We start from the raw sequence: 21,739 nt of genomic DNA, 5'->3' as shown, positions 1-21,739 counted from the left end.
CCCCCGCAGCGGAACGACCCCGGAGCTGGCGCTCCGGGGTCGTTCCGCTGTGCGGGCTTGCCGCCCGCGCTCCGATCCGGGGCCGGCAGGCGCGCGTCAGATCAGCGGGGCTGCTCCCCGTGGCGCACCTGCGGGCGGGGCAGGCGGAAGCGGCGGAACTGGAGGGACCGCATCACTCCGTAGCCGGGAAGGCCGGTGCCCACAGCGCCGAAGCGCTCCGTGAGCGCAGCGCGCAGGCGCCGGCGCAGCAGGAACGAGTCGATCACGCAGAGCAGGATCGCGCCCCACAGCACCACCAGCATCGCGAAGCTCATCGCGGTGGCGAGGCGCGGCAGGATCAGCGGCAGGACCAGACCGAGGATCAGCACGATGAAAGCGATGGGGAAGAAGTAGTCGGCGACGTTGCGGCGCGAGTCCACGACGTCTCGCACGAAGCGGCGCTCGGGGCCGCGGTGCTGCGCCGGCATGGCCGACTCGTCGCCCGTGACCATCGCCTGCTGAGCGGCCTGACGCTCCTCCGATGCGCGAGCGCGATCCCGGCGGCGCGCCTCCTTGCGATCCGCGACCACGATCGGGCGCCGGTTCGCCGCCTCGGCCTCGCGGCGGCTGCGCGTCGGCCGGCCCTTGCCGGGCGTGCTGGCAGGGGAGGGGGCGGCGCTCGATCCGGTGCGGACGGGCTCGGTCTGCTCAGGGGTGCTGTTTCGGGGACTCACGGGGCCATCCTAGGCGGGGAGGCGCCCGCACCGGCCGCGACGCGCGCTAGCGTAGAGCCATGCCTCTTCCCGATGACGCCCGAGCCGACGCCCCCTCCGCCGCCCAGGAGCACGAGAGCCTGCGCCGCGACCTCGAGGCTCTGCTCCCGCAGTCCCTCGCCGATCTCGAGGACCTCGTGCGGATCCCGTCGATCGCCTTCCCCGGATACGACCGCGAGCCCGTGCAGCGCAGCGCCGAGGCCGTCGCTGCTCTCCTGCGCAGCGCGGGAATGCCCGAGGTGCGCATCGAGAGCGTCGAAGGAGGCGCGCCCGCCGTGATCGCGCGTCGGCCCGCGGCCCCCGGCCGCCCGACCGTCCTCCTGTACGCCCACCACGACGTCCAGCCGACGGGCGACCCGGAGTCCTGGAGCAGTGCTCCCTTCGAGCCCTCGCTGCGAGGTGATCGCCTCTACGGGCGCGGCGCCGCTGACGACAAGGCCGGCGTCATGGCGCACGTGACCGCGCTGCGGCTGGTCGGCGAGGAGCTCGCCGCGCAGGGGACCGGTGTGACCGTCTTCGTCGAGGGCGAGGAGGAGGCGGGATCGCCCACCTTCCGCCCCTTCATCGAGGCGTTCCGCGAGGACCTCGCGGCCGACGTCATCGTCGTGGCGGACTCCGCGAACTGGGCCGTCGGCACTCCGGCGCTCACCACGAGCCTGCGCGGCATGGTCGACCTGACGGTCACCGTGCGGGTCCTGGACCACGCTGTCCACTCCGGTCTCTTCGGCGGACCGGTCCTCGATGCGCTCACCCAGCTCGGACGCCTGGTGGCCACGCTCCACGATGAGCAGGGCGCGGTCGCCGTCCCCGGCCTCGTGAGCGCACCCGCCCCCGCGGTCGACATGCCGGAGGAGGACTTCCGTCGCGATGCCGGAGTGCTCGAGGGCATGCCGCTGGCGGGGATCGGGTCGCTGACCTCGCGCCTGTGGGCCCAGCCCGCTCTCTCGGTGATCGGCATCGATGCTCCGAGCGTGCGCGACGCCTCGAACACCCTCGTGCCGGCCGCGAGCGCGAAGCTCTCCCTGCGGATCCCTCCGGGTCAGGATCCCGCCGACGCCATGGACGCCCTCGTCGCCCACCTCGAGGCGCACGCCCCGCGCGGCAGCCGCCTCGAGATCCGTCGCGGCGAGCAGGGGCGCCCCTTCCAGGCCCCGCTCGGCTCCCCGGCGATGGACCTCGCCCGCGAGTCGTTCCGCCGGGCATGGGGCACCGATCCCGTGGACACCGGACTGGGCGGCTCGATCCCGTTCATCGCCGACCTCCTCGAGGTCTTCCCCGGCGCCGACGTCCTCGTCACCGGGGTGGAGGACCCCGATTCGAGGGCCCATGGCATCGACGAGTCCCTGCATGTGGGGGAGTTCGCGAACGTCTGCCTCGCCGAGGCGCTCCTGCTGCTCGGCGTCGGCTCGCTCCACCGCGGTCAGGACCCCGCGTGATGAGCGCGAAGCGCGGCGCCTCCCGGAATCAGGCATCCGCTCCTTCCGCTGCCTCCGCTCGGCCGACCGCCCGGCCTGCGGCGCACTCGCTGCAGGCGCCGCGAGCAGGGGAGAGCGGCGGCGGGTCCCCCCGTGTGTCCGCTGCCACGATTCCGATGCTGCTCCTGGGGATCGTCCTCGGGTTCCTGCTCGCCTATTTCCTCGTCGGCTGGGGCGGGCTCGTGGTGCTGGGCCTGGTGATCTGGGGCGTCTCTGCCGTCTTCACCGGCCGCTTGCCGCTCGACGGCGCGATCGCCGGAGCTCTCGGGCTCGCGCTCGGCTACGGCGGGATCATGCTCGTGGCACTGTTCCGCGGCGGCTTCTGAGATCCCCGCGACTCGGGTTCGGCGCTCGCCGGGGTGCGGGGCGTAGGCTGGAGGCATCCGTACCGAGGAGGCACCCCCATGACAACGACCACTGAGCCCACCGCTGCGCCGTCCGCAGCAGCTGCGCCCGCAGGCGCCGACGCCCCGGCTCCCGCGCACGGGGTCGTCCTGACCGAGGTGGCGGCGGACAAGGTCCGCTCGCTGCTCGCACAGGAGGGCCGCGATGATCTGCGGCTGCGGATCGCTGTGCAGCCTGGCGGCTGCTCGGGCCTCATCTACCAGCTCTACTTCGACGAGCGCATGATGGACGGCGACGCGGCGGTCGACTTCGACGGCGTCGAGGTCGTCGTGGATAAGATGAGCACCCCGTACCTGTCGGGCGCCACGATCGACTTCTCCGACACCATCGAGAAGCAGGGCTTCACGATCGACAACCCCAACGCGGGCAGCTCGTGCGCGTGCGGGGATTCGTTCAGCTGAACCTCTGTACCTGAGCATTCGCGCTCCGCGCCCGCCGGCAGTCGCGGCGCGCTGCAGGCCGACGGGCCCGCCGACTCCTCCTGGGAGCGGCGGGCCCGTCGGCGCATCCCGGGCGGCGGGGGACGAGCGCTCGGCGGGTGCGCCGCGAGATGCACGACGCCTCGCCCGACATCGTTCCTGATAGCTGAACACCTGCCGTGAAGCACGTATGATGACGCTGTGCCGTCATGCTCTATCGGCGCGCACATCCCGCGGGTCTGCCCCGACCCCAGACATGCTTTCGCTCCGAGAGCGCTCGCTCACCGGTCCTCGACCGGGATGCGGGCGGGAAACGGAGCTGACGAGTGGAAGGTCATCCTGTGATCCCCCAGGCCACACCCCGACCGCGGCCGCTGCGCCGGGTCGCGATCGGAATCGCGCTCGGCACGCTCGCGCTCTCCGGCTGCACCCGTGAGCAGCAGCGCGGCTTCCTCCCCGGCCCTGCCGACGGCGTGGAGGTCACCAACCAGACGGCGCGCATCACGCAGATGTGGACGAGCTCCTGGCTCGTCCTGCTCGTGGTGGGCCTCATCGTCTGGGGCCTGGCCATCTGGTGCGCCGTGGCGTACCGCCGTCGCCGCAACGACACGGGCTTCCCCGTCCAGCTGCGCTACCACGTGCCGATCGAGATGGTCTTCACCCTCCTGCCGATCGTCATGATCATGACGCTCTTCTACTTCACCCAGCGCGACGTCGGCGAGATCGAGGCGCACCGCGCCGATCCCGATGTCGTGGTGAACGTCGTGGGCAAGCAGTGGAGCTGGGACTTCAACTACGTCACCGATGACGTCCACGAGCCCGCCGGCGTCCAGTCCTTCGAGACGGGGATTCCGGGCGCGGCGGAGTCGCTGCCCGAGGTGTGGCTGCCGGTGGACCAGACGGTCGAGTTCCGCCTGGACTCCCGCGACGTCATCCACTCCTTCTGGGTCGTCGACTTCCTGTACAAGAAGGACATGTTCCCGGGCCACACCACCTCCTTCCAGGTCACTCCGACCCGTGAGGGCGTCTACGCCGGCAAGTGCGCAGAGCTCTGCGGCGAGTTCCACTCGGACATGCTGTTCAACGTCCGCGTCGTCTCGCAGGCCGAGTACGACCAGCACATGCAGGAGCTGCGCGATCAGGGCAACACCGGCCAGCTCGGCGTGGACCTGAACCGCAACCAGGAGGACTGGAGCATGCGCGAATTGAACGACGAGGCGCACGGTCGCACCGGAGAAGAGGTCCAGCAGTGAGCATCCAGACGCCCGTCGCACCGACGGCCCCCGCAGCGAAGGCGTTCGCGCCCGTGCGGGAGACGAGTCTCGGACAGAAGTTCTTCCAGCTCCTCACCACCACCGATCACAAGCTGATCGGCAAGATGTACATGGGGATGGCGTTCTTCTTCTTCTGCTTCGGCGGAATCCTGGCGCTGATGATCCGCGCCGAGCTCTGGGAGCCCGGTCTGCAGGTCGTCGTCTCCAAGGACCAGTACAACCAGCTGTTCACCATGCACGGCACGATCATGCTGCTCATGTTCGGCACGCCGCTGTTCAACGGCTTCGCCAACTACCTGGTGCCGCTGCAGATCGGCGCCGTGGACATGGCGTTCCCGCGACTGAACATGTTCGCCTTCTGGCTGACGCTGTTCGGCTCGATCATCGCGGTGGCCGGCTTCCTCACCCCGCAGGGTGCTGCATCCTTCGGCTGGTTCGCGTACGCGCCGCTCTCGGACACCACGTTCTCACCAGGCCTGGGCGGTGATCTCTGGGTCTTCGGACTGGGCTTGCAGGGCTTCGGCACGATCCTGGGCTCGGTCAACTTCATCACCACCATCCTGTGCATGCGCATGCCCGGCATGACCATGTTCCGCATGCCGATCTTCACCTGGAACATCCTCATCACCGGTGTGCTGGTGCTGATGGCGTTCCCGGTGCTCGCCTCGGCGCTGCTGGCCCTGGGTGCGGATCGCCGCTTCGATGCGCAGATCTTCAATCCCGAGAACGGCGGCCCCGTCCTCTGGCAGCACCTGTTCTGGTTCTTCGGCCACCCCGAGGTCTACGTGCTGGCCCTGCCGTTCTTCGGCATCGCCACTGAGATCCTGCCGGTGTTCAGCCGCAAGCCGATCTTCGGCTACAAGACCCTGGTCTACGCCACGATCTCCATCGCCGCGCTCTCCGTGACCGTGTGGGCGCACCACATGTACACCACCGGCGCAGTGATGCTGAACTTCTTCAGCTTCATGACGATGCTCATCGCGGTTCCGACGGGCGTGAAGTTCGCGAACTGGATCGGCACGATGTGGCGCGGCTCGATCACCTTCGAGACGCCGATGCTGTTCACCCTCGGCTTCCTCACGACCTTCGTCTTCGGCGGCCTCACCGGCGTCATCCTCTCGACCCCGGTGCTGGACTTCCACCTCTCGGACACCTACTTCGTCGTGGCGCACTTCCACTACGTGCTGTTCGGGACGGTGGCCTTCGAGATGTTCGCGGGCTTCTACTTCTGGTGGCCCAAGATGTTCGGCTACAAGCTGCATGAGGGCCTGGGCAAGATCCACTTCTGGTTCCTGATGATCGGCTTCCATATGACCTTCCTCGTCCAGCACTGGCTGGGCGTCGAGGGCGCACCCCGCCGCTACGTCAACTACCTGGCCGAGGACAACTTCGACTGGATGAACAAGTTCTCCACCGTGGGCGCTTTCATCCTGGGAGCCTCCACGCTGCCCTTCATCCTGAACGTCGTGCTCACGCACATGAAGAAGGAGAAGGTCGAGGTGGACGATCCGTGGGGCTACGGCGCCTCGCTCGAGTGGGCGACCTCCTGCCCGCCCCCGCGCCACAACTTCCACTCGCTGCCGCGCGTGCGCTCCGAGCGCCCCGCATTCGACCTCCATCACCCCGAGGTCGGACTGGAGACCCATGTCCTGGCTGAGGAGCCGGTGAAGAACAGGACGAGCAACTGATATGCGCACTTCCGGACGTATCTTCCTGATCCTGACGATCTTCTTCATCATCGTCGGCATCGCCTACGGCATCATCACGGGCACCCGTGCGCCGCTGGGCATCGAGACCGTCGGCTTCCCGGCGTTCATCATGCTGGCCGGCCTCACCGGGCTCATCGCCGTGACGCTCTTCTGGGCGGCCCGCAAGTTCCCGAACCGCCCCGAGGAGGACCTCCACGCAGAGGTCGCCGACGATGCGGGTGTGCAGGGCTCCTTCGCCCCGTACAGCTGGTGGCCGCTGTGGGCGGCGATCGGCGCGGCGATGGCGTTCCTCGGTGTCGCAGCCGGCTGGTGGATCGCCGGCATCGGAGCGGTCTTCGTCGTGGTCGGCGTCGTCGGCTGGGTCATGGAGTTCTCCTCCGGTCCCCACGCCCACTGATCTGACCTTCCCAGTCCGGCCCGGCACCCTCATGGGGTGCCGGGCCGGACTGCGTCGGAGGGCCGGCTGCGGGACGCTGCGCCGCAGCTGGGTGGGACACCGTGCCCCAGATGGGTGCCCGCACCTGCTCCGAGCGGCTCAGAGGCCTCCTGGATGCGCGGAGAGCCAGTCGTCATGCCGCGCCCGCAGAGCGTCCCGCTCGCGCGGGCTGCCGAGGAGCACATCCGCGCCGCCGTCGTAGGGGTGGTAGAGCCAGCGGAAGTCCGCGGGGGCGAGGATGACGCCTCCAGTGCGGTCCTCAGCCACGAGCCGGAGAAGCGGGTCGAGAGCTGCCGGTCGGGCCGCCACGCGGCTCAGGAACGCACTGCACCAGGACTCCATCCCCACCTCGCTGTGGGCGCTCTCGAATCGCCACCACAGCTGGCGGTCCGGGACCGCTTCGCCGAGGTGCGGAGCGCGCCACGCGTGCTCGTCGGGCTCCCACTCGGCGGTCACGACGAGCAGCTCCTGCGCTGCGCCCGTCTCGGGAGAGCCCATCAGCTCGCGCAGCACGGTGCGATGCCGCTCCAGCACGATCTGCTCCTCGAACGCGTCCTCCGCGTAGCGCTTCGATCCGGGGAGCGAGTGGAACCGGACCCAGCGGTCCGGGAACCAGATGCGGAGCATGTCGGCTTCGGGAGTCGATCCCGGCCAGTTCTGGCGCCAGAGCTCCATGAGGCGCTGATCGTCGGAGTCCATGCCCTGATTCTCCTACTCGGCAGAGAGGGCGCCGCCATCGCACTACGAACAGTGGAAAAACGCTGGATATGGAGCCACAGACTCATCAGCATGTAGAGAGCGCAGTCGGCGTCTCCAGATCCGCTCTCATCCGCCCCTCGCATGCATATGGCATCGTGGCGCCCGCTGGCGCTCTTGCCGGAGCGCGGGTCCATCGAGATGAGGGAGTGAGACATGCTCGGCATCGGTCGTGACTACACCCGCGAGGGAGAGACCCTCCTCAAGGGCCTCCATGCGGACGAGACCGCCCTGGAGGCCGCAGAGGAGTGGGGGAGGGGAGTTCTCGCGCGCAGCGGCCTGGACGCCCGCACGCAGTCGGTGCAGGCGATCCGTGCACTGCGGAGCGCGGATCGCCGCCTGTCCCTGATCGCCGCCAAGGTGCTCGTGGACCGGCTGAACGGGCGGCGGGCACCGCGGCAGGGCCGCAAGCCCGGCCCCCCGCCTGCGACGTTGCGCTAGAACCCGCCGTCGGCCGCGCTGCGCTCGGGCGCTCCGAGCGCAAGAACGGGGGAGGAGCCCCGGATATGACGAAGGCCCGGACCTCTCGGTCCGGGCCTTCGCCATGCGCAGATCAGAGTCAGTGACGCTGATCCGGGGTGGTGTAGTCGCCGCCGGTGAGAGCGTCGATCTCGTGCTTCTCGTGGCCCGCGTGGGCCATCGCCTCGCGCAGCTCGGCCGGGGTGACGGGCGAGATGCGGTCCTTGAAGAAGAACGAGGTGGCGGCGGCGCGCAGCGAGGAGACCCCGTTGCCCGCGGTGAGCGGACGGAAGTCGTCGTGCTGCACGAGCACCCAGCGGTCGTACTCGTTGAGCGGCTCGTGGATCTCGAGCATCTCGCCGTCCTCGAGACGGACGACCTTGGAGGTCTCCACACCATGAAGGACCAGATCGCGGCGCTGGCGCTGCATCGACAGGCACAGGCGCTTGGTCACGTAGAACATCAGCACGGGGATCACGAAGATGCCGATGCGGAAGAACCACGTGAGGTCGTTGATCGAGAGATGCAGCTTCATGCCGATGAGGTCGTTGGTCGCGGCGAGAGCGAGGATCACGTAGATGCTGATCCACGCGACGCCGAGACCGGTGCGCACCGGCGTGTTGTACGGCAGGTCGAGCACGTGGTGCTCGCGGTCATCGCCGGTCACCCACGACTCGATGAAGGGGTACAGGGCGAGGAAGGCGAGGAGCGCCCCGTAGATCGCCATCGGGATGAGCATGTTCAGCGAGATCACGTAGCCGAAGATCGTGAACTCCCAGCCCGGGATGAGGCGGAGGCCGCCGTCGGTCCAGAGCATGTACCAGTCGGGCTGGGACCCGGCCGAGACGGGGGAGGGGTCGTAGGGACCGTAGATCCACACGCCGTTGATCGCGGTCGTCGCCGAGACCAGCGCGATGATGCCGAAGACCAGGAAGAAGAAGCCGCCGGCCTTCGCGGTGTAGACCGGGAAGAGCGGGAAGCCCACGACGTTGCGATCCGTGCGGCCCGGGCCGGGGTACTGCGTGTGCTTGTGGAGCACGAGCAGCACGAGGTGGATCGCGATCAGGCCCAGGATGGCGGCGGGCACCAGCAGGATATGGATCGTGAACAGGCGCGGGATGATGTCGTGGCCGGGGAACTCTCCGCCGAACAGCAGCATCGAGAGGTACGTGCCGACGATCGGGATGGCCTTCATCAAGCCGTCGACCACGCGCAGGCCGTTGCCGGAGAGCACGTCATCAGGGAGCGAGTAGCCGGAGAAGCCGGCCACCATGCCGAGGATCATCAGCGAGAAGCCCACGAGCCAGTTCAGCTCGCGCGGCTTGCGGAAAGCGCCGGTGAAGAACACGCGGAACATGTGGACGAAGATCGCCACCATGAACACGAGCGCCGCCCAGTGGTGCATCTGGCGGAAGAGCAGGCCGCCCTTGACCTCGAAGGAGAGGTGGAGGGTGGACTCGAACGCCCGTGATACGTGCGCGCCCTGGAGCGGGGCGTAGATGCCCTCGTACACGACCTCGTCCATGGAGGGGACGAAGAACATCGTCAGGAACGTGCCCGAGATCAGCAGGATGACGAAGCTGTACAGGGCCACTTCGCCGAACATGAAGGACCAGTGGTCCGGGAATATCTTGCGCGCGAAGAACTTGACGAACCCGGCGCCGGAGACGCGCTGGTCGAGCCAGGCGCCTCCGACGGCGCCGAGCTTCATCATGCGGCCGCCCTGGGCAGCGGAGCTGCCCGAGGCCGAGGCGGCGGTGGGCTTCGTGGGGGTGGTGGTCGCCATCAGCTCACTTGTCCTTGTGGATGTCCCAGAAGCTGGGACCGATCGGCTCGGGGAAGTCGCCGCGGGCGACGAGGTAGCCCTCGGCGTCGACCTCGATGGGCAGCTGCGGCAGAGGACGGTGCGCCGGGCCGAAGATGACCTTCGCGCCGTCGGTCACGTCGAAGGTCGACTGGTGGCAGGGGCACAGCATGTGGTGGGTCTGCTGCTCGTACAGGGCCACGGGGCAGCCCACGTGCGTGCAGATCTTCGAGAACGCGAGGATGCCCTCGTAGCCGTTGTCGAGGCTGCTCTGGTTCTTGCCGAGCGCCGGGTCGATGCGCACCAGCACGGCGGCGGCCTTCGCGCGCTCCTCGAGGTAGTCGGGGGTCTCGGAGTCCAGTCCCTCGGGCATCACGTGGAAGATCGAGTTCATGGCGACCTCGTCCGCACGGATCGGAGTGCCGTCGTGGTCGCGCGTGATGCGCAGGCCGGCCTTCCAGAACGTGTGGTGGAGCTTGTTGCCCGGGAGCGGGCCGAGCGTCGACAGCGGCGCGAGGACCGCGATCGGCAGGGCCGCGAGCGCGGCGACCATGGTGGTCACGATGACGGGACGGCGACCGACGCCGGACTCCGCGAGACCGCCGGTGATGATGTCGGCAGCGGCCTGCTGCGTCTCGGGGGAGCCAGCGATCGCGTGGCGCTCCTCGGACACCTCCTCGTCGGGCATGAGGGTCTTCGCCCAGTGCACCGCGGCCGCGCCGATGAAGAACATCGAGATCGCGAGGCCGAGGCCGGTGAACAAGTTCGACCAGCGCACGGCGTGCAGGGTGCCGGGCTCGGCGAGCAGGTTGCGGTCCATCGGGGTGAACACGAAGTACGCGGCGATGAAGAGCGCCGTGCCGAGCACGGAGATCAGGAACATCACGGCGACAATGCGCTCGGCGCGCTTCTCCGCGCCCCGATCGTGATCGCCCTGGCGATGCGCGTGCGGGGGAAGCCCCGGGTTCGGGAAGCCCCCGCCCTCCTTCGCGGCGATGGCGCTGACGCCCTTGGCGGGACGGGTTCCGTCGAGATTCTCAGTCACGTTCCTGCTCACTTGGCCTTCGCCCCCAGCCACACGGTGCAGCCGACGAGGAGCGCGAGGACGATCGTCCATGCGTAGAGACCCTCGGTGACGGGTCCCAGCGAGCCGAGGGAGATGCCTCCCGGCGAGCCGTTCTCCTCGAGAGCCTTGAGGTAGGCGACGACATCGCGCTTGTCCTCGGGGGAGAGGTTGTCATCGTTGAAGACGGGCATGTTCTGCGGGCCGGTCTCCATTGCCTCGTAGATGTGCGTGCTCTCGACGCCGCCGAGAGCGGGCGCGTACTTGCCGCGGGTCAGCGCACCGCCGGCGCCGGCCGCGTTGTGGCACATGGCGCAGTTGATGCGGAAGATGTTGCCGCCGTTCTCGAGATCGGCGTTCGCCAGATCGAGGGTGGACTCGTCGGGGACCGACGGGCCGGGGCCGAGCGAGGCGACGTACGCCGCGAGCTGGCGGGTCTGCTCCTCGTTCATCTGCGGGGCCTTGCGGGCGGCCTGGGGGCCGGACATCTGCATGGGCATGCGGCCCGTGCCGACCTGGAAGTCGACCGCGGCCGCGCCGACGCCCACGAGCGAGGGGCCGGTGGCGTTGCCCTCGGCGTCGACCTCGCCGGCGCCGGTGGTGCCGTGGCAGGTGGCGCAGTTGGCGAGGAAGAGCGCTTCGCCCGCGGCGACGTCGTCTTGGCTGTAGGACTCGGCCTGGGCGCTGCGCGGCTGGAGGGCGGCGTAGAGCCCGCCGGTCGCGAGGAGCGCGAGCAGCAGGATCACGACGAACGCCATCGGGTGGTGTCGACGTGCGGCGAGTGCCTTCACGATCTGAGCCTCGATTCAGTGGGCGGTGTGTGCGGGGGACTGGGCCAGCGGGGCGGAGGGCCCAGGTCGCTCAGAAGAGCGAGGAGAAGAACGAGAAGTTCAGCGGGACGGTGCCGTTGATCAGCGGGTCCATCAGGTAGACCACGAAGAACAGGCCGACCCACACGACATCCACGAAGTGCCAGTAGTACGACACGCAGATCGCGCTGATCTGCTCGTGGTGAGTGAAGCGCTCAGCGGCGAAGGAGCGGGCGAGCACGAAGAGGAAGGCGATCAGGCCGCCGATGACGTGCAGGCCGTGGAAGCCGGTGGCGAGGTAGAAGATCGAGCCGAAGGGGGAGGAGCTCATCGTGACGCCGGCGTGCGCGAGCTCCGTGTACTCGAAGGCCTGGCCCGAGACGAACACGGCGCCCATGAGGAAGGTGAGGGTGTACCACTCGACCATTCCCCAGCCGGCGATGTTGAAGATCGAGCCGGTGCGGTGCTTGCGGTGCTCGCCCTTGGCCCAGGGGAGACCGCCCTCGGCGGCCATCACGCCGATCTGGCACGTCACCGAGCTCAGGACCAGGATCACGGTGTTCGCGAGGGCGAAGTCGTGCGTGAAGTGGTGCTGGCCGTCGATGAACGTCTGGGGCGCCATCGCGTGCAGCGTGAAGTATATGGCGAAGAGGCCGGCGAAGAACATCAGCTCGCTGGCGAGCCAGACGAGGGTGCCGATCTGCGTCACATTGGGGCGGCCCACAGCCGGAGCGGGGGCGGATCGCGGAGACAGGGTCGCAGTAGTCACGTCACCATTATGCCGTGTCGTCAGATTCGGCGGGCCCAGTACACGACTCACCGGGACCACCCCCGGGACAGGGCCCCGCGGTCCTTGGAATCATAACCCTCATGACGGGCTGTCATGAACCTGGGCGACGCCTGTGAGGGGTGCCCGCTGCCTGCGATTCCTGGGCGGCCGGGCCTGCACGGCACGCAGGAGAGGTGCGATGATCACCCCATGCGCTCCGAAGACTGCACCTGGCCTCGTCTCACCTCGCAGCTGATCCGCGGCGAGGACCTTCCCGCCGCTTCCGCCGCCTGGGCGATGGACGAGGTGATGGGGGGCGGAGCGACTCCGGTGCAGCTCGCAGGGTTCCTCGTCGCTCTCGCCGGCAAGGGCGTCACGAGCACGGAGCTGGGGGCCCTCGCCGACGCGATGATCGGTCATGCGCGTCCCGTGGACCTGCCTCGCAGGGCAGTGGACATCGTCGGCACGGGCGGCGATCTCGCGAACACCGTGAACATCTCCACCATGGCCGCTGTCATCGTCGCGGCCTCGGGCCGCGCCGTGTTCAAGCACGGCAACCGCGCCTCGACCTCGAAGTCCGGCACGGCCGACGTCCTCGAGGCGCTCGGCGTGCGGGTCGATCTCCCGGTGGCCTCCACCGAGAGCCTCGCGCGCGAGCTCGGCATCGCGTTCCTCTTCGCGCAGGTCTACCACCCGTCGATGCGGTTCGCCGTCGACGCCCGCAAGGGCCTCGGCGTCCCGACGGTCTTCAACGTGCTCGGTCCCATCACCAATCCCGCCCGCCCCCGGGCGAGTGCGGTGGGCGTCGCCGATCCGGTGATGGCTCCGACCGTCGCAGGCGTCTTCGCCGGTCGGGGGACGAGCGCTCTCGTCTTCCGCGGGCAGGACGGGCTCGACGAGCTGACCGTGGGCGCGTGCTCGGATATCTGGGAGGTGCGCGCCGGCACTGTCGCCTCGCACGTCCTCGATCCGCGAGAGCTGCTGGGGATCCCTCGGGCGCCCGTGGACGCGCTGCGCGGCGGGACTGCGCTGGAGAACGCGGGTTCCGCTCGCGAGCTGTTCGCGGGCGGCGGCCGGGAGGCCGTGCGCGACGCCGTGCTGCTGAACGCCGCTGCGGGGATCCTCGCCTTCGACGGCATCGACGACGGCCCCGCGACCTCCGACTCCTCCTCCGGCGCGGAGCACGATGCTGCCGCCGGCGTGAGGGCCGGGACGGCGTCCTCCGGGGACCGGCCCTTCGAGGAGCGCTTCACCGCTGCGTTCGAGGAGGCCGCCAGGACGCTCGAGAGCGGCGATCCCGAGCGCCTGCTCGCCCGGTGGTCGGAGCGCTCCTCTGCCGGCGCGACGGACTGAGCCGGCGGCGCCGAGCCGCGCGGGCCGACCCGCACGGGCCGGCGCGGCGCGGAGGGTCAGCTCTCGAGGCCCAGATCGAACGCCACGTCGAGATCCCGCGAGGAGTAGGTCTTGAAGGCGATGTTCGTGCTGGTGTCGATCACGCCCTCGACCTTGGAGATCCGGTCGGCGATGACTTCCGCGAGAGCCTCGTGGTGCTGGACGCGCACCACGGCGATCAGATCGGCATCGCCGGTGACCGAGTAGACCTGGTCGACGCCCTGGATCTCGGCGATCTGCTGGCCGACCTCGGGGATGCGGGAGCTCTGTGCGGTGATCGAGACGATCGCGGTGATCATGGGTGCTCCTTCGGTGCGCGCAGTGCGCAGGGGTCGCGGGCGAGTGCTGAGCCCAGCCTAGACCGGCATCAGGCAGCCTGCTGCGGGCTCACGAGGGGGCCGGGGCGAGAGCGGCGAAGGCACGGGCGAGCGATCCGCTCTCGAAGCGCGCGCGGGCCGGCACGCTCCATCCGCCCTCGCACAGCACGACCCGCATGCCCTCGCCCTCCAGCCAGGCCCCCATCAGCTCGGTCTCCTGGTGGTAGCCCTGGCAGAGCGGCGAGGCGAGGTCCCCTTCTCCTGCGCCGGTCAGGGCGAGCGAGCGCGCGATCGTCACGGGGTCGGCGCCGCGCGGGGAGATCGCCGTGCCGGCGAAGCGGCCGTGCCGTACCGCGAGCAGCTCCCAGCTGCCCAGCGGCGCATCCGCGGCGGAGGTCGGTCGGGCGGCGACGAGCAGCGGAGCGCCGGCGAGGGCGCGCAGGCGCTGGGCGCGCCGCGCCGCGTGGAGATAGGTCTCGGCGAGCTCTCGGATGCGCGCGGCGTCCTCGTAGCGCCCGGCGTCCGAGAAGCTCCGCATCCGCTTCGCGGCATGGCCGAGCACGAGTGCGGGATCCTCGAGCATCGCCGTGCGCAGCGCCTCATGGTGCGCCTGATCGAGCCCTGTGCGCGCCCCGCCCTCGAGCGACGCGCCCCGACCGAGGACGGCATCGTGCAGCAGCCCGCGCAGCGGTTCGACGTCGTGCCGGGAGCGCAGCGGTCCGATATGCGCGGACCCGTCGGACTCCTCGCGCGCGATCCGCGCCCCCCGCAGCCCCTCTCTGCCGGCGCCCAGACGCAGCCAGAGGGCCTTCTCCGGCCGCAGTCCGTGGCGATTGGCGCGAGGCTGCTCGCGCGCGATGATGCGCAGCTCCCGCACGGCCGCTTCGAGTCGGGTCGCGCACTCGATCGTGCGGATCTCGGTCAGGACCGGCAGGACGTCCAGGACCTTCTTGCGCGTCTCGGAGGCGGTGAAGTAGGTGCGCACCCGGTTGCGGAGGTTATGGGAGGTGCCGACGTACAGGACCTCCTGCTCGGGGCCGAGGAACTGGTAGACCCCGGGCACCGGAGGCACCGACTGGCCCAGATGGCGCTTGCGCGCCTGGGCGGGGGTGACCTTGCGGTGCGCTCCGGCGAGGTCCTCCACGGTGCTCGCGCCGCGCTCGCCCAGCCGGGCGATGATCGCGTGCAGCACGTCGACGGTGGCGCGGGCGTCGGAGAGGGCGCGGTGGTCGGGCCTCACGCGCGCGCCGACGTGCGCCGCGAGCGTGCCGAGCTTGTGGTCGCGCACCTCGTCGCGCCCGAAGACGCTGCGCGCCAGGCGCAGCGTGTCCAGGACGTCGTTGCCCGGCCAGGGGCGGTCGATGCGGGCGCACTGCGCGCGCAGGAAGCCGATGTCGAATCGTGCGTTGTGCGCGACGAGCACGGCATCGCCGACGAAGTCCAGGAGCATCGGCAGTGCCACCTGGATGGTGGGCGCATCGCGCACCAGGGCATCGGTGATGCCCGTGAGGGAGGCGATGTAGGCGGGGATCGGGCGCTGGGGGTCCACGAAGGTGCGGAACTCGCCGAGCACCTCGCCTCCGCGGATCTTCACGGCGCCGATCTCGGTGATCGCATCGGCGGCGGCGTCGGTCCCGGTCGTCTCGAGGTCGAGGACCACCATCTCGGCGGCCTCGAGCGGTGTGCCCAGCTCGTCGAAGGAGAGCTGGCGGCGAGGCGGGGGCGGCGTCATGCAGGCGACTCTAGGGGCGCGCACCGACAGTCGGCCCGGCGATCACCGGGCCGACTGCCTCCGCGATCAGGACGCGGGCTTCTCGCGCGAGTAGATGCTGTCGATGACGTCGGCGAAGTCCTTGGTCACGATATTGCGCTTGAGCTTCAGCGAGGGAGTCAGGTAGCCGTTGTCCTCGGTGAAATCGGTGTCGATGACCTCGAAGACCCGGATCGACTCCGCGCGGGAGACGGAGGAGTTCGCGGCGTCCACGACCTTCTGGAGCTCGCCCCGGACCGTCTCGTTCTTCCCCGCCTCGGCCGCGGTCATCTCCGGAAGGCCGTTGTTCTTGAGCCAGGTGGGGAGCATCTCCTCGTCCAGGGTGAGGATCGCGGCGACGAAGGGCTTCTGGTCGCCGACGACCATGCACTGGCTGACCAGGGGGTGCGAGCGGAGCCGGTCCTCCAGAGGCGCGGGTGAGACGTTCTTCCCGCCTGCCGTCACCAGCACCTCCTTGGTGCGCCCCGTGATGGAGAGGTAGCCGTCCTCGTCGAGAGAGCCGAGGTCGCCGGTGCGGAACCAGCCGTCCTTCATCGCCTCTGCGGTCGCCTCGGGGTTGTTGTGGTAGCCCTTGAAGACCATCACTCCCTTGATGAGGATCTCGCCGTTGTCGTCGATCGCGATCGACGCGCCCGGCAGCGGAGGGCCGACGGTGCCAGGCTTCACCTTCCACGGCAGGTTGACCGCCGCGGGCGCGGTCGTCTCCGTGAGGCCGTAGCCTTCGAGGATGGTGACGCCGATGCCGCGGAAGAAGTGGGCGAGGCGGTCGCCCAGCGGCGCGCCCCCGGAGACGGACCAGCGCACCTCTCCGCCCATGGCGTTGCGGAGGGTCTTGTAGAGCAGCGCGTCGAACACGCGGTGCTTCGCCTTCAGCACGAGAGGCACCCGGCCTGCGGAGAGCGCCTTCGAGTAGTCGATCGCCGTCTTCGCGCCGGCGGCGAAGATCGCGCCCTTGCCGCCGGTGATGGCCTTCTGCTCGGCCCCGTTGTAGACCTTCTCGAAGACGCGGGGGACCGCGAGCAGGAAGTTCGGCTTGAACGCGGCGAGATCCGCCATCAGGTTCTTCGTGTCCGCCGTGTGGGCGGTCGTCGCCCCCGCGTGGGTCTGCAGCACGTGGAGAAGGCGGGCGAACACGTGGGCGAGGGGGAGGAACAGCAGGGCGCGCGAGCCCGGCGGGAGCACCTCGTCGCCGAGCAGCACCACGGCGCTGCGGCTCGTGTCCACGAAGTTCGCGTGCGTGAGCTCCACGCCCTTGGGCCGGCCGGTGGTGCCGGAGGTGTAGATCAGCGTGGCGACGTCAGCGAGGGCGCGAGAGGTGCGGGCCTGCTCGAGCTGCTCGTCGGAGATCTCGGCGCCCTTCTCGCGGAGCGTCTCGATCGCGCCGTCGTCGAGGACCCAGATCTCCTGGAGCTCCGGGAGCTCGTCGCGCACGGAGCGCACATCCTCCTGGTGGCGCTGGGTCTCGACCACGGCGTACGTGGCGCCGCTGTCGCTGGCGATCCACGCGATCTGGGAGGGGGAGGAGGTCTCGTAGACCGACACGGACACGGCGCCGGCGAACCACAGCGCCCAGTCCACCAGCGCCCAGTCGAAGCTCGTGCGAGCCATCAGCGCCACGACGTCGCCGGGCTTCACGCCGGCGGCGATGAAGCCCTTGGCGAGGGAGCGCACGCCCTCGAGGAAGTCCTCGGAGGAGACGGGCGCGAAGGAGCCGTCCTCGCCGCGCACCTCGAACGGGGGGACCCCGGGATGCTTCGCGAGGCGCTCGAGGAGCAGGTCAGTGGTGTTCTCCTCCGGCCGGCTGGTGTGCTGCGCCGGGGTTCCGAACTGCTTCACGGGCATCTCCTTCGATCCGGACGTCCCTGCTCGCCGTCGGCCCCGCAGTGCGGAGCGCGGCGAGGGGCGAGCCCTGCGTCTGGTCTGGCGAGTGGAGCGCATCGGCCTCCTCGCCGTGGCCCATCATCCTAGCGCGACGCGCCGGCGCACCCGCGATTAGCATGGGGATGAGCGGTCGGCGCAGTGCCGGCCCGGCGCCGCGGCCCGCTGCCCAGCCCCCTCCCGCACTGCGGGATCACGCCCAGAAGGAGTCGCATGCTCGCCATCGGAGTGGACATCGGCGGAACGAAGATCGCTGCGGGAGCCGTGGACGAGGACGGTCGGATCCTCGCCTCCACGCGGCGCCGGACCCCGGCCACCGACGTCCCCCTGATCCTGGAAGCCGTCGCGGACGCGGTGGAGGAGCTCTCCCGCGACCGCGAGATCGGCGCGGTGGGGGTGGGCGCGGCCGGATTCGTCGGCGCGGATCGCAGCACGATCGTCTTCGCCGCGAACCTCGCGTGGCGCGACTGCCCCTTCGGGGCGCAGCTCGCCGAACGGATCGGCCTGCCGGTCGTGGTGGAGAACGACGCCAACGCCGCAGGCTGGGCGGAGTTCCGCTTCGGCGCGGCGCGAGGCGCCCGGGACATGATGATGCTGACCGTCGGCACCGGTCTCGGCGGGGCGCTCGTGCTGGACGGCCGGCTCGTGCGGGGCAGCGCCGGGTTCGCCGGGGAGGTGGCCCACATGAACGTGGTGCCCGAGGGGCAGTGGTGCGGGTGCGGGCGCCGCGGCTGCCTCGAGCAGTACACCTCGGGCCGCGCGCTCGTGCGCATGGCGCGCCACCGCGCGCTCGCCGCCGATCCGCTCCTGTCTCCGCTGCTGGAGGAGGCCGGAGGGGTTCCGAAGGAGATCGACGGCCCCACGATCACTCGCCTCGCGCAGCAGGGGGATCCGGGCTGCGCGGCGCTGCTCGCCGAGCTGGGCCGGTGGCTCGGATTCGGGGCGGCCAGCATCGCGGCCGTGCTCGATCCCGAGGTGTTCGTCATCGGCGGCGGGGTGGGCGACGCGGGGGAGCTGCTGCTCGCCCCAGCGCGGGACTCCTTCGCCGCCTCTCTGGTCGCCCGCGGGCACCGTCCCCTCGCCCCGTTCGTGCGAGCGAGCACCGGGGACCGCGCGGGGATGATCGGCGCCGCCGATCTCGCGCGCAGCGAGCCCTGAGCGGCTAGGGCCTGGGGCGATCCGTCCCGGCGGCGCGGCGGCGGAGCAGGAAGTCCGAGGAGGCGGCGAACAGGCGCTCGGCGTCGTGGTCGAGCGTCGCCACGTGGTAGCTGTCCGGGAGCGCGAGGCGCTCGACGGGTCCGCGCACGCGCGCGGCGATCAGGTCACTGCTGCGCGGGGGCACGGTGTGGTCCTGCGGGGAGACCGCGATGAGCACCGGGGCGGTGACGCGCGGCAGGTCCCGTCGGACGGCCGAGACCAGGCGGCGCATCGCGCCGACGGCGCGCAGGGGCGTGCGGTCGTACCCCTCCTCCGCGGCGCCCTCGCGGCGGATGTCGGAGGCGATCCCGGGCAGGGAGCCCAGCACGGGAGCGAGCAGCGGCGCCACGCGCCACACGTGCTCCGGCCGGGCGACGGCGTTGACGAGCACCACGGCGTCCAGGCGCGGGGCGATCCCGGGATCCTGTGCGAGCCGCAGAGCGAGCGCCCCTCCCATCGAGAGTCCGCCGAGCGAGATGCGCTCGTGCCGCTCCAGGAGGGCCAGAGCGGCTGCGCGCACCTCGCCGTACCAGTCGCGCTCATCGGTGCGGGCCATCTCCTGCCAGGTCAGGGCGTGCCCGGGGAGCAGGGGCAGCTCCACGTCCCAGCCGGCGGCGGCGTGGTGCTCGGCCCACGGGCGCAGGGACTGCGGAGAGCCCGTGAAGCCGTGGCACAGGAGGAGACCTCCCGCGGGATTAGAGTGGGGCGCGCTCCGCCAGGGGCGGGACAGTTCGCTGAAGGCCATGCGCCATGCTCGCATGCGCGCGCGGCGCGGGGACCGCGGCACGGCGGTTCCACCACGAGCAGGGAGAGCAGATGGCCCCCCATGACGAGACGCCCCTGGTCTACCGGGTCGGCAAGAGCATCCTGATCGCGCTGATGCGCCTGCCCTACCGGCCCCAGGTGCGCGGGCAGGAGCACATCCCGGCCACGGGTCCGGTGATCCTCGCCAGCAGCCATCTCGCGGGCGCCGACACGATCTTCCTGCCGACGGCGCTCGAGCGCACGGTGCACTTCCTCGGCAAGTCGGACCTCTTCGCGGGGCGGTCCCTGCGCGGGCGGATCGTCGCCGCGTTCATGCGCTCCGTCGGCGTGATGCCCGTGGACCGCACCGGCGGCGGCGCCTCCAGCGCGGCTCTCGAGGCAGGCCTCGAGGTGCTGCGGCGCGGTCACGTGCTGGGGATCTACCCCGAGGGCACGCGCAGCCCCGACGGCCGGCTCTACCGGGGCAAGACCGGCGTGGCGCGCCTCGCGCTCGCCTCGGGCGCGCCGATCGTGCCGGTGGCGATGACCGGGACCTTCGAAGCGCAGCGGGGCAGGCGCTTCCTCCCGCGCCGGCACCCGCGCATCACCACTGCGGTCGGAGCGCCGATCGATGTCGCGCAGCTCGTGGAGGACAGGGAGGCGGCCCTGCACGACCAGGCGGCCGTGCGACGCATCACCGACACCGTGATGGCGCGCATCCAGGCGCTCTCCGGCCAGGAGTACGCGCCGCAGTACGCCGCGAGCGCGAAAGCGGCGATCGCGCGCGGGGAGAGCCCCCTCCCGTCGGCCCCCGCGCCGGGAGACGACGCCGGCGCGCGCTGACGGCGCTGCCGGTCCGCACCCCGGACCCCGTCCGGTCGCCCTGCGCGGGTTCAGTACCCTGGGGGCGTGAATTCTTCTGCCCACACCCCGGCCCGCGCCCACTCCTTCAGCCTGTCCTCCTCGAGCTCCGAGCTCGCGGCCCTCGGCGCCTGGCGCGAGATGCCGCGGGTGCAGCAGCCCACCTGGCCCGACGAGTCCGCGCGTGCGGGAGTCTTCGACCAGCTGCGCGCCGCGCCTCCGCTGGTGTTCGCAGGCGAGGTCGACGTGCTGCGCGGTCGCCTCGCGGCGGCGGCGCGCGGCGAGGCGTTCCTCCTCCAGGGCGGCGACTGCGCGGAGACGTTCGCGGAGTCCACGGCCGATCGCATCCGCAACAAGATCCGCACCATCCTGCAGATGGCCGCCGTCCTCACCTACGGCGCGTCGGTTCCCGTGATCAAGATGGGCCGCATGGCCGGTCAGTTCGCGAAGCCGCGCTCCGCCGACGAGGAGACCCGCGACGGGCTCACCCTGCCGACCTACCGCGGCGACGCGGTCAACGGGCACGGCTTCACCGAGACCGATCGCCTCCCGGACCCCGAGCGGCTGTGGCGGACCTACACCACGAGCGCGCAGACGCTGAACCTCCTGCGCGCGTTCACGGCAGGCGGCTTCGCGGATCTGCGCGAGGTCCACTCCTGGAACCAGGGATTCGTCTCGGGCCCCGGGTACGACCGCTACGAGCAGCTCGCACGCGAGATCGACAAGGCCGTGCGGTTCATGAACGCCATCGGCGCCGACTTCGACGCGATCCAGGGCGTGGAGTTCTACTCCTCCCACGAGGCGCTCCTGCTGGACTACGAAGAGGCGCTCTCGCGCATCGATTCGCGCACCGGCGAGGTCTACGACTGCTCGGGCCACTTCCTGTGGATCGGTGAGCGCACCCGTCAGCTCGACGGCGCGCACGTCGACTTCCTCTCGCGCGTGCGCAACCCCATCGGCGTGAAGCTCGGACCCGACGCCAGCGTCCAGGACGCCCTGGCGCTGATCGACGCCCTGGATCCGGAGCGGGAGCCCGGTCGCCTAACCTTCATCACGCGCATGGGCGCGGGGAAGATCCGCGACCGTCTCCCGGCGCTCGTCGAGGGCGTGCGGGATGCGGGGGCGCAGGTCGCATGGGTGACCGACCCGATGCACGGCAACACGATCACCTCGTCCAACGGCTACAAGACCCGGCGCTTCGAGGACATCCTCGACGAGGTCGTGGGCTTCTTCGAGGTCCATCGCGCCCTCGGCACCGTCCCCGCGGGCCTGCACATGGAGCTCACCGGAGACGATGTCACCGAGGTGCTCGGCGGGGCGGGGCTGATCGACGAGGCCGGTCTCGAGCGCCGCTACGAGACGCTCGTGGATCCCCGCCTGAACCACCAGCAGTCCCTCGAGCTGGCGTTCCTGGTCGCGGAGATGCTCGCCGAGCGCTGAGCGAAGTCT

21 protein-coding genes are annotated in these 21,739 nt (G+C 70.5%); 11 read left to right on the top strand and 10 right to left on the bottom strand.

Annotation, left to right across the window (positions count from 1 at the left end; translation table 11 throughout):
• Positions 1 to 101 precede the first annotated feature (101 nt).
• Positions 102 to 713, bottom strand: coding sequence for a DUF3043 domain-containing protein (locus tag Bequi_RS08815; protein ID WP_249737564.1), 612 nt, complete (start codon positions 711 to 713; stop codon positions 102 to 104).
• Between the two features lie 59 nt (positions 714 to 772).
• Between Bequi_RS08815 and Bequi_RS08810 the strand changes: the two genes are divergently transcribed.
• The 6 genes from Bequi_RS08810 to ctaF all read left to right on the top strand — a co-directional run bounded on the left by Bequi_RS08810 (position 773) and on the right by ctaF (position 6,431).
• Positions 773 to 2,188, top strand: coding sequence for a dipeptidase (locus Bequi_RS08810; RefSeq protein WP_249737563.1), 1,416 nt, complete (start codon positions 773 to 775; stop codon positions 2,186 to 2,188).
• 155 nt (positions 2,189 to 2,343) lie between these two features.
• Positions 2,344 to 2,553: a hypothetical protein gene (locus Bequi_RS08805; protein WP_249737562.1), complete on the top strand. Its 210-nt coding sequence runs from the start codon at positions 2,344 to 2,346 to the stop codon at positions 2,551 to 2,553.
• 78 nt (positions 2,554 to 2,631) lie between these two features.
• Positions 2,632 to 3,033 carry an iron-sulfur cluster insertion protein ErpA gene (erpA, locus tag Bequi_RS08800; protein WP_249737561.1) on the top strand — a complete coding sequence of 134 codons (402 nt, stop codon included), beginning with the start codon at positions 2,632 to 2,634 and terminating at the stop codon, positions 3,031 to 3,033.
• 359 nt (positions 3,034 to 3,392) lie between these two features.
• Entirely contained in the window at positions 3,393 to 4,304 is a 912-nt protein-coding gene (ctaC, locus tag Bequi_RS08795; protein WP_249737560.1) for an aa3-type cytochrome oxidase subunit II, read from the top strand.
• On the top strand, positions 4,301 to 6,013 hold the full coding sequence (gene ctaD / locus Bequi_RS08790; protein WP_430623108.1) for an aa3-type cytochrome oxidase subunit I: 1,713 nt from the start codon (positions 4,301 to 4,303) through the stop codon (positions 6,011 to 6,013). Before ctaC ends, ctaD begins: the two co-directional genes overlap by 4 nt.
• A 1-nt stretch (position 6,014) precedes the next feature.
• Complete coding sequence (gene ctaF, locus Bequi_RS08785) at positions 6,015 to 6,431, top strand: aa3-type cytochrome oxidase subunit IV (protein ID WP_249737559.1); 417 nt, start codon at positions 6,015 to 6,017, stop codon at positions 6,429 to 6,431.
• Between the two features lie 138 nt (positions 6,432 to 6,569).
• Here the strand turns inward: ctaF and Bequi_RS08780 are convergent, their stop codons facing one another.
• Positions 6,570 to 7,169: a DUF3885 domain-containing protein gene (locus tag Bequi_RS08780; protein WP_249737558.1), complete on the bottom strand. Its 600-nt coding sequence runs from the start codon at positions 7,167 to 7,169 to the stop codon at positions 6,570 to 6,572.
• Between the two features lie 213 nt (positions 7,170 to 7,382).
• Between Bequi_RS08780 and Bequi_RS08775 the strand changes: the two genes are divergently transcribed.
• Positions 7,383 to 7,667, top strand: a complete 285-nt coding sequence (locus Bequi_RS08775; RefSeq protein ID WP_249737557.1) for a hypothetical protein — start codon at positions 7,383 to 7,385, stop codon at positions 7,665 to 7,667.
• A gap of 118 nt (positions 7,668 to 7,785) precedes the next feature.
• Here the strand turns inward: Bequi_RS08775 and qcrB are convergent, their stop codons facing one another.
• From qcrB to ctaE, 4 genes are all read right to left on the bottom strand, one after another.
• On the bottom strand, positions 7,786 to 9,471 hold the full coding sequence (qcrB, locus tag Bequi_RS08770; protein ID WP_249737556.1) for a cytochrome bc1 complex cytochrome b subunit: 1,686 nt from the start codon (positions 9,469 to 9,471) through the stop codon (positions 7,786 to 7,788).
• Between the two features lie 4 nt (positions 9,472 to 9,475).
• Complete coding sequence (gene qcrA, locus Bequi_RS08765) at positions 9,476 to 10,534, bottom strand: cytochrome bc1 complex Rieske iron-sulfur subunit (protein WP_249737555.1); 1,059 nt, start codon at positions 10,532 to 10,534, stop codon at positions 9,476 to 9,478.
• 8 nt (positions 10,535 to 10,542) lie between these two features.
• Positions 10,543 to 11,343 (bottom strand): cytochrome bc1 complex diheme cytochrome c subunit, encoded by an 801-nt coding sequence (gene qcrC / locus Bequi_RS08760; protein ID WP_249737554.1) that lies wholly within the window; start codon positions 11,341 to 11,343, stop codon positions 10,543 to 10,545.
• Positions 11,344 to 11,413: 70 nt separating this feature from the next.
• Positions 11,414 to 12,130, bottom strand: a complete 717-nt coding sequence (ctaE, locus tag Bequi_RS08755; RefSeq protein ID WP_249737553.1) for an aa3-type cytochrome oxidase subunit III — start codon at positions 12,128 to 12,130, stop codon at positions 11,414 to 11,416.
• Between the two features lie 210 nt (positions 12,131 to 12,340).
• Here ctaE and trpD point away from each other — a divergent pair, with 210 nt between their 5' ends.
• Entirely contained in the window at positions 12,341 to 13,483 is a 1,143-nt protein-coding gene (gene trpD / locus Bequi_RS08750; RefSeq protein WP_249737552.1) for an anthranilate phosphoribosyltransferase, read from the top strand.
• Positions 13,484 to 13,539: 56 nt separating this feature from the next.
• On the opposite strand, the gene Bequi_RS08745 is transcribed toward trpD, so the two are convergent.
• From Bequi_RS08745 to Bequi_RS08735, 3 genes are all read right to left on the bottom strand, one after another.
• Complete coding sequence (locus tag Bequi_RS08745) at positions 13,540 to 13,821, bottom strand: Lrp/AsnC family transcriptional regulator (RefSeq protein WP_249737551.1); 282 nt, start codon at positions 13,819 to 13,821, stop codon at positions 13,540 to 13,542.
• A gap of 88 nt (positions 13,822 to 13,909) precedes the next feature.
• Positions 13,910 to 15,571 carry a DEDD exonuclease domain-containing protein gene (locus Bequi_RS08740; RefSeq protein WP_249737550.1) on the bottom strand — a complete coding sequence of 554 codons (1,662 nt, stop codon included), beginning with the start codon at positions 15,569 to 15,571 and terminating at the stop codon, positions 13,910 to 13,912.
• Positions 15,572 to 15,637: 66 nt separating this feature from the next.
• A complete protein-coding gene (locus Bequi_RS08735; protein WP_283774836.1) occupies positions 15,638 to 17,452 on the bottom strand; it encodes an AMP-dependent synthetase/ligase in 1,815 nt (604 codons plus the stop codon).
• 249 nt (positions 17,453 to 17,701) lie between these two features.
• Between Bequi_RS08735 and Bequi_RS08730 the strand changes: the two genes are divergently transcribed.
• On the top strand, positions 17,702 to 18,646 hold the full coding sequence (locus tag Bequi_RS08730; protein ID WP_249737548.1) for an ROK family protein: 945 nt from the start codon (positions 17,702 to 17,704) through the stop codon (positions 18,644 to 18,646).
• A gap of 4 nt (positions 18,647 to 18,650) precedes the next feature.
• Here the strand turns inward: Bequi_RS08730 and Bequi_RS08725 are convergent, their stop codons facing one another.
• The gene (locus Bequi_RS08725; RefSeq protein WP_249737547.1) at positions 18,651 to 19,430 is read right to left on the bottom strand and encodes an alpha/beta hydrolase; all 780 of its coding nucleotides are present in this window, start codon (positions 19,428 to 19,430) and stop codon (positions 18,651 to 18,653) included.
• A 71-nt stretch (positions 19,431 to 19,501) separates the two neighbouring features.
• On the opposite strand from Bequi_RS08725, the gene Bequi_RS08720 reads away from it, so the two are divergent.
• On the top strand, positions 19,502 to 20,272 hold the full coding sequence (locus Bequi_RS08720) for a lysophospholipid acyltransferase family protein (RefSeq protein ID WP_249737546.1): 771 nt from the start codon (positions 19,502 to 19,504) through the stop codon (positions 20,270 to 20,272).
• A gap of 66 nt (positions 20,273 to 20,338) precedes the next feature.
• Complete coding sequence (locus Bequi_RS08715; protein WP_430623107.1) at positions 20,339 to 21,730, top strand: class II 3-deoxy-7-phosphoheptulonate synthase; 1,392 nt, start codon at positions 20,339 to 20,341, stop codon at positions 21,728 to 21,730.
• Positions 21,731 to 21,739: the final 9 nt, after the last annotated feature.

This window comes from Brachybacterium equifaecis (genome assembly GCF_023509525.1).
Classification (GTDB): Bacteria; Actinomycetota; Actinomycetes; order Actinomycetales; family Dermabacteraceae; genus Brachybacterium; species Brachybacterium equifaecis.
Note: the sequence above shows the minus strand (reverse complement) of the source record. Positions and strands in the feature narration are given on the sequence as shown.